Below are 11,879 nucleotides of genomic sequence, written 5' to 3'. Positions count from 1 at the left end.
GCATGCGTCGGGATCCTCGCAGGTCAGGGGATGGGGACACACCCCCTGTCCCCAATTATCCCTAGGGGCGAGCCCTGCGGTCGCGTCCTAAGCAGTTTCTCCGCATGCGTCGGGATCCTCGCAGGTCAGGGGATGGGGACACACCCCCTGTCCCCAATCGTCCCCTAAACGCACCTGTTCAAGAACGTCCTTGATCCACTGAGATGAAGACGCCCCCGGTGCCACCGCCGATGGTCACCCCGCCCAGGCCGCAGGCCCTTCTGCGTGCTTCTCCGCCGACGGCCCGGGACGACCGAACTCTTTCGCCTTGCCCGATTCGATTGAAGGTGTTGCTATGAACAGCGGCGAGCCCGCCCCAGCCGTATCCGCCGGGGCCGGTCACGCTTCCCCTTCCATCCGGCTTCCCGACGTGACGGCCCCCAACAACGCCCGCATCTACGATGCCCTTGCCGGGGGCAAGGACAACCTTCCCTCCGACCGGGACGTGGCTGAACAGCTCTGTCGCATCACACCGACCCTTCCGGCTCAGATTCATGGCGCCCGCGCCTTCTTGCGCCGCAGCGTGGAGCAGCTGACCGACATGGGGGTGCGCCAGTTTTTGAACCTTGGATGTGGCCTGCCCATTTCGGACAACGTTCACCAGGTCGCTCGCCGGATGGCCCCGCAGGCCCGGGTCGTCTACGTCGACGATGACCCGATGGTGGCTTCCCACGGCAGAGCGTTCCTGAACACTCCGGATGAGGGGGCACGCTTCATCAAGGCCGATGTTCGGCAGATCAGCGGCCTGCTCGACCAGCTTGAGGCGGACTTTTTGGATCCGGGTCAGCCCATCGCCGTCCTGGCCTGCAACTTCCTGCACTTCCTGCCTGATGTAGAAGCGCATCGCATCGTCTCAGCCTTGCGCACCTGGCTGGCGCCCGGAAGTCACCTGGTCATCAGCCACTTCACATCGGAGTGGCTGCAGTTCGTGGCCGACGACATCGTGGCCGTCTACCGGAAGGCCGGCCTGCTGATCTTCCCCCGTTCCTCTAGTGAGATCGCGGCCATGTACCAGGGCTTTCAGCTGTCCTATGAGGGCATCGCCCCGATCCGATGGGACTCCGACGACGCGCAAGGCGCTCACTTCGCCGGAGGAATGGGGTGGCCGGAGGAGCCCTGAGGTCGGCCCCCGGCTTTCGGGAGCCTTTCAGCATCCGCCCGGCCGGACTGTCTGGCCAGGCGGCACGAGACCGGCGCAACGGCAGATCCCCCAAGGATCGGGTGCGGGCCGTTGCGCCGACCCGCCCGCACGTCTCGGACCCACACAATCAGACGTGCGGCCCAGTCCGGCCGGCCGCTCCCACAGCGGTCGGCCGGACTGTCTTCCCGTGGGCAGGCCATGGAACTCAGCCGGGATCGGCTCCTGCCGGTGGCAGCCCGGCCAGAGAGGTTCACAATGAGGAAGCCGCTTCTGTCATCTGCGAGACAAATACGGCTTTGACGGTTTTATCCGCCCCCTTCCTCTTTTACATTTGCCGTCAATATGTACATAATCTTCTTCGTCAAGACGCGGTCACCGGTGTGACCGCTGATGCCGCTTTGGAGATGCCGCGTGATTTTCCTGCGATGCCAGCAGTACCTTTCGGACCGTCGCGATGCCATGCGGACGGAAGGCAGAGCGGCACGGTACCTGCTCGGCGAGGACGAGGCAGCTCATCGCATATAGGACCAGCCTTATTCCAGTATTCGGCTAGGCGTGGCGTCGCAGGTGGAAACCGCTTCCGTGCGCGAAATCCCCTCCGGACGGCACTGACACCAGTGTCCCGGATGGAATCGGCGGGGAATGTCGCCAGCCGCAGAACAACGGAGTCCCGAGGTTTCTTTCAATGCGACACACCCCTCATCGACTTGTGTCCCCCTCACGTCGGGCCCGGAGCCGCCCCTCGGGGAACCGCATACGTCTTCACGACCTTCGCGGCTCCTTTTTCAGGTACGGCACCAGACCCTTCCTGCCCACTGCGGCAACCTCAGGCTGCTTCCCGTTCCGGTCGTGGACCACGTCCTCACAGAGGACCGCAGCGCGGCCGAGTACCTGCCGTCGCGATGCCCGCCCCGGCGCCTCGGCGCCCGGTTGGACAGGCGTACGCCGCCCGCCCGGCCCGCTCCTTCAAAATCCGGCCCGAGCCCTGGGCACAGGCGACACGCCCGGCACGCCCGTCACTTGGCATGCGGCCGCCACCCGGGCAGCTGCGTCCGCATCGCACAGGACCGCCCCACCACTGCTCCTCCCACCGGGAGACGGCCTTCCTTCAAGAGCACCGAGAAGGCCTTCGCTGATGTCGCTCGTCCGTTCATCGATGAAGATGTGAGGTCATGCCCCATGCTGGAGGCTGTGGTGTGGTCCCTGGCGGCCGCCGTGGCCGTGATCGTGATCGTGGCCGTGGTCGTGTTAATGCGCCACCACCGCGTCACCGCCGCCGCCCAACAACAGGCCACCGCGTTACGCCAGCAACTGCGGGCCCAAGAAGATGAGGCCCGCTACCTGCTGACGCATCGGCTTCCCGAGCTGGTCCGGTCGCTGCAGGACCCTTCGGCGCCCGTGCCCGGATTCAAAAACCCCCATCTGGCCGCAACAGAGTACGGCCACACCCTGCAGGAGATCATGGGAGTCGTGCAGCGAAGCGGGGCCGAGGCATTGGCCCGCGCCGACCAGTCGGCTCAAAGCGCCCTGGCCACCACGACCCGCGGACTCAAGAGCCTGGTCAGCGAGCAGCAGGCGGAGATCACCGCGATGCAAGACCGCTACAACGACCCCACGATCTTCGCTGACCTGATGCGACTCGACCATTCCAATGCGCAGATCGGCCGGCGTCTGCAGGCGCTCATGGCACTGTGCGAGTCCTGGCCGGGCCTGCAGCGGGGAAACGTCCCCGTGCTGGACGTCGTCCGCGGCGCGGTCTCCCGCATCCGCGACTACCCGCGTGTGCGGACCACCTGCCAGACCGGTCTGGCCCTCACAGGCCGGGTCGTTGAGCCGGTCGTCGTGGCCATCGCCGAGCTGTTGGACAACGCCGCCCGGCATTCCCCGCCCGAAAACCGTGTCGAGGTGAGCGTCACCACGGTGCCCAACGGAGCGGTCATCGTGATCGACGATCAGGGCATCGGCATGACGGAACAAGACAAGCGACAGGCGGCTCAGATCCTGTCCGGGGCGGTACCGGTGAGCATCACCCGGCTCGGCGAGCCGCCCAAGGTCGGGTTGCGCGCCGTCGGACAGCTCGCCCGCCGCTACGGCTTTCAGGTCACGGTCGACTCCCCCTCCCCGTACGGGGGAGTGCGCGCGGTGGTGTTCCTGCCCAAGCCCCTCCTGACTCACGTCGCCCCCGACACGGCGGCACCACCGTCTTCCGCCCGCCACGATGCTTCCGCCACATCAGAAGGAGGGCTGCCGCAGCGTCGCCGCCGCACTGCGATGGCGCCGCTTGCTTCTGCGGCTTCCGCGGCGGCGTCTGTGCCGGCGACCCGCTCTCCTGAGGCCGCGGCCGCCGCCGTGGCCGCGGTGCAGCGCGGCACCCGAGCAGGCCGCGCTCATCCGCCGGCGCCCCTCGAGGAGACCTCACTTGAAGGAGAACAGCTGTGAACGACATGCGATGGATGCTGGACGGCGTCGCTCGCCTCGCCGATGTGCGCTACGTCCTCGCTGTCACCGCCGACGGCCTGCTGCAGGCCCACTCGGACGGCATCGGTCGCGATGCGGCCGACAAGTGCGCCGCCGCGCTGACCGGTGTGCAGTCCCTCAGCCGCAGCCTGGCGGAGTTCTGCGCCGACGGCCCGCAGCACCCGCAGCCGACGTGGGGACAGACGATGGTGGAGTTCGACAGCGGCTACGTGCTGATCGCCGCCGTCGGGCAGGGAACCTACCTGGGGGTTTCCTGCACCGCCGCGGCGGACCTGTCAACGGTCACCTACGAGATGCACCAGCTCGTCAGCCGAATGGGACGGGAGATGACCAGCTCACCCCGCCGCGACACCGCCCCCACCTCATGACACCGCCGCGCCGTGACAACAACCTGGTGCGGCCATATGTGGTGACCGGCGGCCGTTCCCGCGGCCGCATCGACATCGACCTGGTGTCTTTGATCGTGGCCGGGACGTCCTCGGCCGCCCTGGCTCCGGACGCGCCGCCGGAAGCAGGGCACCTCCTGGCGTTGTGCCGCGGGGGAGTCCTGTCCGTAGCGGAGATCGCGGCATACCTGGAGCGGCCCGTCAGCGTCATCAAGGTATTGCTCAGCGACCTTGCTGAAAGTGGCCACATCGCCGCCCGCGCTCCTGCCGCAACCGCTGAGCGCTCCGACATCCGACTGCTGGAGGATCTCCTCAATGGGCTCCGCGCCTTGGCCTGAACACCCCCGCAGCGCGGTGTATCTCCCTCCCATGGTGGACCGGGCGGTGAAGATCCTCATCGTGGGTCCCTTCGCCGTCGGTAAGACGACCTTCGTCAAGACGATGTCGGAGATCACGCCGCTGAGCACCGAAGAGGTCATGACCGAGGCCGGCGCCGTGGTCGACGACCTGGCCGGAGTGGCCAAGAACACCACTACCGTGGCGATGGACTTCGGCCGCCTGACCCTGACCGAGGACCTCGTGCTGTACCTGTTCGGCGCCCCTGGACAGCAGCGTTTCCAGCCGTTGTGGCGCGACATGGCCTACGGCGCGCTCGGCGCGCTGGTCCTGGCCGACCCCCGGCGTCTGGATGCCTGCTTCGTCGCCATGGACATGGTCGAAGAGCACGGCCTGCCGTACACCGTGGCGATCAACCACTTCGACGGCGCCCCCGCCTTCCCCCGAGACGACCTGCGTGCCGCACTGGACCTGCTGGAGGAGACCCCGCTGGTCGTCTGCGACGCCCGCGACCGCTCCTCGGCGCGCGTCGCGCTGATCACCCTCGTGGAGTACCTGCTCACCCGCGCCACCAAGGAGCACCTATGACCGCCCGCCACCGGGGGCTTCCCGCCGACGGCCCGCCCCCCGGCTGCCCCGCCCACGCCGGCCCCGCACCCGCCTTCCCCCTGTACGGGGCAGAGTTCGCCGCCGACCCCTCGGCCGCATACGCCCAGCTGCGCCGGAACGGAGCAGTCGCACCGGTCGAGCTCGCCCCCGGCGTACGCGCCACCCTGATCACCGGCTACCGCGCCGCCCTGGATGTCTTGCGCGCCCCCCACACCTTCTCCAAAGACCCACGCCACTGGCGTGCCCTGGCCGCCGGCGAGATCCCGGCCGACAGCTCTCTTCTGCCGATGATGGGGTACCGGCCCAACGCGTTGTTCTCCGACGACCCCGAGCACAGCCGGTTCCGCCAGGCCATCACCGACAGCCTCAACCGCATCGATCCGCACACCTTGCGGCCCTCCATCACCGGCAGCGCCGATCACCTCATCGACGCCTTCACCGCCCGCGGAGAGGCCGACCTGCTCGCCGAGTACGCCGCCTTGCTGCCGCTGCTGACCGTCAACACGCTCTTCGGCCAATCCGACGCCGCCAGCCGGCAACTGATCGCCGCCCTGGCGAAGATGTTCGAAGGCGGAGACGGTGCCGCCGAAGGCGACCGGCTGTTCACCCGGTACATGTACGAGCTGATCACCCTCAAACGGGCCCGGCCGGGGGCGGATGTGACCTCCTGGTTGATGGCGCATCCGGCGCGCCTGACCGACGAGGAGATGATCCACCAATGCACTCTGCTGATCGCGGCAGGCAACGAGCCCGTCTGCAACCTCATCGGCAACGCGCTGCGCCTGCTGCTGTCCGATGACCGGTTCGCCGGCGACCTGTCCGGCGGCACCCTGCCCGTCGACGCGGCGCTGGAGGAGGTGCTGTGGCGGGATCCGCCCATGGCCAACTACGCCGTCCACTACCCCCGCCACGACACCGCCGTCTACGGAGTGCCCCTGCGCGCGGGCGACCCGGTCGTCATCAGCCTGGCGGCCGCCAGTAACGACCCCACCGTGACCTCAACGGCGAGCAAGGCGGGCAACCGCGCCCATCTGGCCTTCAGCGCCGGCCCGCACGCCTGCCCGGCCAAAGACCTCGCCCGCCTCATCGCCACCGTCGCCATCGAGCGGCTCTTGGACCGTCTGCCCGACCTGGAGCTGGCGGTGACCGCCGGCGATCTGCAATGGAGGCCCGGCCCTTTCCATCGCGCTCTGACCCGTCTGCCCGTGCGGTTCACCCCGGTACCCCCTCTCACCTTAGGAGACAGCACATGGACGACGCATCCGTCTGCCCCTTCCGCATCGACCCCGCCGGCCGCGACATTCACGGAGAGGCCGCCCGCCTCCGCGCCGCCGGTCCGGCGGTCCTGGTGGAGCTTCCTGGTGCCGTCCAGGCGTGGGCGGTAACCGACTACGAGCTGCTGCGGCGGCTGCTGGCCGACCCGCGGGTCTCCAAGGACCCCCGCCGGCACTGGCCGCCCTTCATCAAGGGTGCAATCCCTCAAGACTGGCCGCTGTACACCTGGGTCGCCGTCACCAACATGTTCACCGCCTACGGCGCCGACCACAGGCGGCTCCGCAGACTCATCTCGGCGGCATTCACCCCCCGCCGCACCGAAGCCCTGCGACCCCGCATCCAGCAGATCACCGACGACCTGCTGGAGGACCTGGCGGCCCTGCCCCCGGGGCAGGTCGTCGATCTGCGAGAGACCTTCGCCTACCAGCTGCCCATGCGCGTCATCGGCACCCTGCTCGGCCTGCCCGAGCACTCCCGCGACGACATCCGCCGCGTCGTCGACAGCGTCTTCCACACCTCCGCCGACGCCGAGGAGATCCTCGCCACCCAGCAGGACGCCTACACGATCCTGACGAACCTCATCGCCGCCAAACGCGCGACACCCGGCGATGACATGACCAGCGACCTCATCGCCGCCCGCGACGACGATGGAGGATCCTGGCTGAGCGAGGCCGAACTCGTCGACACCCTGTTCCTCATGATCGCCGCAGGCCATGAGACGACGGTCAACCTCATCGACCAGGCCGTGCACGCGCTCCTGACGCATCCCGACCAGCTTGAGCTCGTCCGCAGCGGCCAGGCGAGCTGGAATGACGTGATCGACGAAACGCTGCGCTGGCAGGCCCCCGTGGCCAACCTGCCGCTGCGATACGCCGTCGAAGACCTCCCTCTCGCCGAGGGCGGCATCACGATCAGGAAAGGGGAGGCGATCCTCGCCGGATACGCCGCGGCCGGCCGAGACCCCGCCCGGCACGGCGGCGACGCCGACCGCTTCGAGCTGACCCGCGCCACCCGTGGCGAGCACCTGGCGTTCGGATACGGAGTCCACTACTGCCTGGGAGCACCCTTGGCCCGGCTTGAGGCAACCACCGCCCTGTCCTCCTTGTTCGGCAGATTTCCCGATCTCGCCCTCGCCCGGTCCGCGGAAACAACGCAGCCGCTGGCATCGTTCATCGCCAACGGTCACCGCACACTGCCGGTTACGCTCCAACCAGCGGCCGCCCCCTGACCTGAACCGGTCCGGGTTTCGTGGAGGCCTGGTCTGCCCCGAAACCCGGCGCGGTTCCGCGTGCTCTTCGGTCACAGCTCCACGATGTCCATCACTCGTTTGTAGGCGTCGATGCTGCCGTCCGCATCGCCCAGTTGCTCCAGGATCTGAGCCAGGGTCAGCCAGCCACGGACCGTGCGCCGAGTCGGGGGTTCATGTACCAGGAAGGCCCGAGCCGACGCCATCTCACCTGCGGCGTCTTTCGTCTTGCCCAGCGCGGCCATTACCTGGCCAGCCAGCAGGCGGCTGTGAAGCTGCAGCGATCGCGGCGCGACTTCGATCCCGCCCAGCACCTCCTCCAGGTGATGCGCTGCCTGCTCCGGCCGACCGCACAGCAGCTCAGCATGCGCCAGGTGATAGGCGCACTCAACCCGCTCTAAATGAGAAGCGCCGCGTAGCTCTACCTGCAGCGCCAGCAACTGAGCACGGCACCGTTCCGCCTCCTGCGGCCGTACGGCCAGCACCACCTCTGCGTGCATCAGTACCGCCTGCGCCCAAAGCTTCGGTTCCGCTCCTTTCAGACATGCTGCCAGCGCCTGCTCAGCGCAGGTCACAGCCTCCTCGCCACGGCCGTCCTGGACCGCGGCGACCGCCCGCGCCCACCAGGACACGATCATCGCGTGCGCCGTCCCCACCGACCTCGCGGACTGTTGGAGCTCATCAGCCCACTGACGAGCCCGCAACAGATCGCCACGGTCGGCATAGACAGTCAGCAGGGTGGCGCCGAGCTCGACCAGCCGCTCATTCCAGCCCTCCGCCGTGGAGCTGGCCAAGATGCCTTCCGCCAGCTGCGCCGCCTGACGCAGATCGCCGTGGCGCAGATAGCAGCGAGCCAATGCGACCGCGGCGTCGACGTCATGCTCTTCCAGCTGCGCCCAGATATCGGGTGGCACCATCCGAACCAGGATGGAGATCGCGTCGGCAAGATCACCGCGGGCTTCCAGCGCTAGCGCCAGGCCATGCTCAGCAGCAGACTGATAACGCGGCAGATCCGCCAGCACCGGACTGTCCAACAAGCGCTGATAACGATCACACGCCTCAACAGCCCTGCCGTCGTCCAAAGCCATCCGCGCCGCGGCCAGGTCGAGCTCGACCTCCTGAATCTGCTCTAACGTCACCCCTTCGGTGAGGTAACTCAAAGCACAACCGAGCTTTTCCGCAAGCAGATCCAGCACTGCCGGTGTCGGGGTGCGCTTGCCGGCCTCGATCAGGGAAACGTAGCTTTCGGACAGCTCCGGAGCGGCCAACCGCTCCTGAGTCCACCCGAGCTGCTGACGCATCTTCCTGATTCGCCGCCCGATCGGAGGGCTGTCAACGGTACTTGCCACTGTGCCTCTCATATCAGCGAGCACCAAGCCGGCCGGAACGCGGTGTTCCACCGGGAGGCAGCCCGGGCTTGTCGCTCGCTCGTCAGCAGTATGCGATGCGATGTCTGCAATCTCGGTTGCCCGAAATCCTACGATGGTTCTGACCTGCTCTTGGGGTCTACGTCAGGGCAAGACGTCTGATTCCACGGCCGTCAGGCGACCTGGGCCATCATGAGTGGTTCGGGCCACCTTATGGACTTCTTGCTCGCCATCCACCCCACCCTCTCGAAAGGCTTCCCATGCGATGATTGCGTCAGAGGGAACTAGCCGGGTGCGCACTCCCCAGCTCCCTACCGCGAGGTGGGCCAGGGCAGCCGCTATGACCTGACAATGGCATCTCGTGCAGATTTCCCGCCGACATCCCAATGTGGATTCACCGCGGGCCGAGATGAGCGGTGCCCCCGGCTCATCGTCGACGGTCACCCACGCGGCCTGACCGTCGAACCTCTCCATAGGCCGCGAAGAAAGGAATGCCCCATGGTGAAGCGAACGGCTTCGCCCGCCGCGCGGCCCCCGCGCGTGAGCCGGGCGCAGGCGTGCGCGCTACTGCTGTCCCCGCCCGCTGGGCAGCCTGCACGAACGGTGCTGGTGGTGACCGACGACGCCATGGTCACCACGGCCAGTCCCGAGGGCTTCCTCGCCGCCGGAACGGGCCGGGCTGTCCTCACCCGGGCCGATCTGATCGACGCGGGCGTGCGCGTGGTCGCGCGCAGTGGCGGCCGGTTGGCCGCGGGCAGCGCGGCTCTCCTTGATGCCCTGCTGCGTGACGTCAACGCTCATCTCGCCGCCACCTGGGCTCCACCTGACGAGGAGCCCTCCCGTTCTGTGAAGTGAGAGCGGCCACCCCTCGTGATCGACGAGACACGATGTTCTCCTGCCCCGCGGCGGACGGGGGCGCCCCGCTGCCCGGGTCCTCTCATGCATGGAGTCGATCCGCCTGGCACGGCCGGAGGGATGGGCCCGGCGTCGAAGCGCTGGCCGGGGTTGTGATCCGTCTGCGTATCTCGCCCGTGGGCGGGCTCCTATATCTCGCACCGACGCCCGGTGGCCTGCTTCCGAAAGTGAGCAGGCCACAATGGTCCGATGGAGATCGATCCGGACTACGCTCGCCAGATCGCCCGGGAAAAAGCCGGTCGCAAGGTGATCGATGATGGCGAGATCACCACAGCAGGCATCGTGGCCTTGTCAGGGGTGGATCCGGTCACCGTTTCACGCTGGGCCAACAGCCCTGGGAGCGGGTTTCCCCGCCGTCTACGCCACGGCGTCTATCCGCTGGATGCGGTTTTGACGTTTCTGCGCGCCTACCATCCCAAACGGCTGAGCCTGAATGTCGCCGACGATGAGTTGGTGACGCTGTACCACTTCGCCCACCTGCAAGGGTTTCATCCCGCCACCGTCAACGCCTACGCCGATCATCCCTACCTGGTCGAGCGCAGGCGTCCCGAGAATGTCAGCACCCGGGGTGTGCAGCGCTGGCGGCTCGGTGAACTGAAGCACTTTTGGACTCATGTTCGTCCCTGGACGTGGGTCGCCGGAGCAGGGCGGCCCGATCCGCTGACCGCACAGGTCCGTGCTCTGCTGGAGCGCGCCCATGAGAACAAGACAGCTGTGAGCGCTGCCCAGGTCGCTGAGATCTGCGGCATCCCGCTACCGCGAGCCGAAAAGCTCATCGCCGCCGCTCAGCGGCAAATCATCCGCGCTCACCCCGAACGCGATCCCCTCCTGCCGGCGGTCATTGACCTGCTGGCCCCGGTTATCGCCGATGGTCGCCGCCCCAGCGTGAGGGCGGTCATGCATGACCTGGGGGTCCCGCGGGCACGAGCTGCTGCCCTGGTGGGCGAAGCCGGCAAGCACTTTCCTGCCACCCCTTCATCCGCTTCACCGAAGCAGCGCAAGAAGAGCGGCTGACCGGCCCACAAGCTGAGCACCCGCCGGGAAGGCGCCGCGAAGTCATCGCGCGGCGCTGATCCGCCGAGCACCGTGGGAATCCCCGCGGACCGGCGTAAGACGTTCTGACCGTCGGCAGAGGACCGGTCGATGCATCGTGAGAGGAGCACGCCGCCCCCGCCGCTTCGATGAAGACGCGACACCACCACAAAATATGCAAAGCAGGGTAAATTGAAAGCGCTGGCTGGATGGCACACCGGCCGCATCCACGCTTCCGATCCGAAAGCCCTATCATGTCTCTTCACGCAACCGCTGTCTTCCACCCGGACCGCGAAGAACACGCCCCGGACGTCGAGCGCGGCATCTGGTACGGCGCCGTCCCCTCCGCCGACGTCGGCACGGTACTGCGCGGCGGCCTGTGGCCAACCCAGCAAATCGGCTACCCGAGCGAGACCAGCCGCGTCCCCGAGCACGTCTACCTGATCCGTTCTGAAGTCGCGATGTGGGAGCCGGACTGGACCGGCATCGCCCTGCCCTCGACGGACACCGCGCTCATCGCCGTCACGCTCGCCGGCATCAAGCCGACAGCCCTCTGCCGCTTCGACCGCCCGCGCCACCCCGCCGAGGCAGCCACAACCTCCCGAGCCTCCCTCCAAGCCCACCCGGATCGCATCGCCGTCCACGGCCGCCTGATCCCTGAGCGGCTGATCGCCGTTCCGCCTGCGGTTCGCACCCGGCTGGCCGATTGGGAACGCGAGGTCGCTCTTCTACTGGAGGGCCCCGGCTGGGATCTTCCTCTCCTGCCGATCGCTCCGGCCACTGACCTTGAGCCACTTTCCGAGTCGCTGTCAGATTCCCCGTTCGGGGAGATCATCGCCGCCTATTCTCGCGCCGACGCTCTGGCCGACGGCTCGCTCGTCGACGTCTCCGACGCCTCACCATTTCGCTGGCCCACCGCCTTGACCCGCGCCGCCTGGGAGGACTGCGTCGCCTGGACCGAGGCCGACACTGTCCGCAAGCTCGGCCTCGCCCTTCAGGAGACACTGTTGGCGAATTGATCAACAGGTCAGGCGGCCAAACACAGAGCCGCGAAG

General features: G+C 67.7%; 11 protein-coding genes. 10 read left to right on the top strand and 1 reads right to left on the bottom strand.

What is annotated here, in order from left to right:
* Positions 1 to 334 precede the first annotated feature (334 nt).
* From AB0D67_RS36700 to AB0D67_RS36670, 7 genes are all read left to right on the top strand, one after another.
* A complete protein-coding gene (locus AB0D67_RS36700; RefSeq protein WP_362946309.1) occupies positions 335 to 1,159 on the top strand; it encodes an SAM-dependent methyltransferase in 825 nt (274 codons plus the stop codon).
* Positions 1,160 to 2,359: 1,200 nt separating this feature from the next.
* Complete coding sequence (locus tag AB0D67_RS36695) at positions 2,360 to 3,619, top strand: ATP-binding protein (RefSeq protein ID WP_362946307.1); 1,260 nt, start codon at positions 2,360 to 2,362, stop codon at positions 3,617 to 3,619.
* Between the two features lie 5 nt (positions 3,620 to 3,624).
* Positions 3,625 to 4,026 carry a roadblock/LC7 domain-containing protein gene (locus AB0D67_RS36690; RefSeq protein ID WP_362946348.1) on the top strand — a complete coding sequence of 134 codons (402 nt, stop codon included), beginning with the start codon at positions 3,625 to 3,627 and terminating at the stop codon, positions 4,024 to 4,026.
* Positions 4,023 to 4,382, top strand: a complete 360-nt coding sequence (locus tag AB0D67_RS36685) for a DUF742 domain-containing protein (protein ID WP_362946304.1) — start codon at positions 4,023 to 4,025, stop codon at positions 4,380 to 4,382. Before AB0D67_RS36690 ends, AB0D67_RS36685 begins: the two co-directional genes overlap by 4 nt.
* 31 nt (positions 4,383 to 4,413) lie before the next feature.
* Positions 4,414 to 4,968, top strand: a complete 555-nt coding sequence (locus tag AB0D67_RS36680) for an ATP/GTP-binding protein (RefSeq protein ID WP_362946302.1) — start codon at positions 4,414 to 4,416, stop codon at positions 4,966 to 4,968.
* Entirely contained in the window at positions 4,965 to 6,374 is a 1,410-nt protein-coding gene (locus tag AB0D67_RS36675) for a cytochrome P450 (protein WP_362946300.1), read from the top strand. The genes AB0D67_RS36680 and AB0D67_RS36675 overlap by 4 nt, the downstream gene beginning before the upstream one ends.
* Positions 6,338 to 7,492 (top strand): cytochrome P450, encoded by a 1,155-nt coding sequence (locus AB0D67_RS36670; protein ID WP_362946345.1) that lies wholly within the window; start codon positions 6,338 to 6,340, stop codon positions 7,490 to 7,492. Before AB0D67_RS36675 ends, AB0D67_RS36670 begins: the two co-directional genes overlap by 37 nt.
* A 71-nt stretch (positions 7,493 to 7,563) precedes the next feature.
* Here AB0D67_RS36670 and AB0D67_RS36665 read toward each other — a convergent pair whose 3' ends face one another.
* Positions 7,564 to 8,871, bottom strand: a complete 1,308-nt coding sequence (locus AB0D67_RS36665) for a helix-turn-helix domain-containing protein (protein ID WP_362946298.1) — start codon at positions 8,869 to 8,871, stop codon at positions 7,564 to 7,566.
* Positions 8,872 to 9,375: 504 nt separating this feature from the next.
* Here AB0D67_RS36665 and AB0D67_RS36660 point away from each other — a divergent pair.
* From AB0D67_RS36660 to AB0D67_RS36650, 3 genes are all read left to right on the top strand, one after another.
* Entirely contained in the window at positions 9,376 to 9,732 is a 357-nt protein-coding gene (locus tag AB0D67_RS36660) for a hypothetical protein (RefSeq protein ID WP_362946296.1), read from the top strand.
* A 249-nt stretch (positions 9,733 to 9,981) separates the two neighbouring features.
* Positions 9,982 to 10,806: a hypothetical protein gene (locus tag AB0D67_RS36655; protein ID WP_362946293.1), complete on the top strand. Its 825-nt coding sequence runs from the start codon at positions 9,982 to 9,984 to the stop codon at positions 10,804 to 10,806.
* A 272-nt stretch (positions 10,807 to 11,078) separates the two neighbouring features.
* On the top strand, positions 11,079 to 11,843 hold the full coding sequence (locus tag AB0D67_RS36650; RefSeq protein ID WP_362946291.1) for a DUF6573 family protein: 765 nt from the start codon (positions 11,079 to 11,081) through the stop codon (positions 11,841 to 11,843).
* The last annotated feature ends 36 nt before the right edge of the window (positions 11,844 to 11,879 follow it).

The organism is Streptosporangium sp. NPDC048047 (genome assembly GCF_040653115.1).
Classification (GTDB): domain Bacteria; phylum Actinomycetota; class Actinomycetes; order Streptosporangiales; family Streptosporangiaceae; genus Streptosporangium.
Note: the sequence above shows the minus strand (reverse complement) of the source record. Positions and strands in the feature narration are given on the sequence as shown.

Coding starts and splice junctions, on each gene's coding strand:
- AB0D67_RS36700 (WP_362946309.1), top strand. CDS start 335: ATGAACAGCGGCGAGCCCGCCCCAGCCGTATCCGCCGGGGCCGGTCAC.
- AB0D67_RS36695 (WP_362946307.1), top strand. CDS start 2,360: ATGCTGGAGGCTGTGGTGTGGTCCCTGGCGGCCGCCGTGGCCGTGATC.
- AB0D67_RS36690 (WP_362946348.1), top strand. CDS start 3,625: ATGCGATGGATGCTGGACGGCGTCGCTCGCCTCGCCGATGTGCGCTAC.
- AB0D67_RS36685 (WP_362946304.1), top strand. CDS start 4,023: ATGACACCGCCGCGCCGTGACAACAACCTGGTGCGGCCATATGTGGTG.
- AB0D67_RS36680 (WP_362946302.1), top strand. CDS start 4,414: ATGGTGGACCGGGCGGTGAAGATCCTCATCGTGGGTCCCTTCGCCGTC.
- AB0D67_RS36675 (WP_362946300.1), top strand. CDS start 4,965: ATGACCGCCCGCCACCGGGGGCTTCCCGCCGACGGCCCGCCCCCCGGC.
- AB0D67_RS36665 (WP_362946298.1), bottom strand. CDS start 8,871: ATGAGAGGCACAGTGGCAAGTACCGTTGACAGCCCTCCGATCGGGCGG.
- AB0D67_RS36660 (WP_362946296.1), top strand. CDS start 9,376: ATGGTGAAGCGAACGGCTTCGCCCGCCGCGCGGCCCCCGCGCGTGAGC.
- AB0D67_RS36655 (WP_362946293.1), top strand. CDS start 9,982: ATGGAGATCGATCCGGACTACGCTCGCCAGATCGCCCGGGAAAAAGCC.
- AB0D67_RS36650 (WP_362946291.1), top strand. CDS start 11,079: ATGTCTCTTCACGCAACCGCTGTCTTCCACCCGGACCGCGAAGAACAC.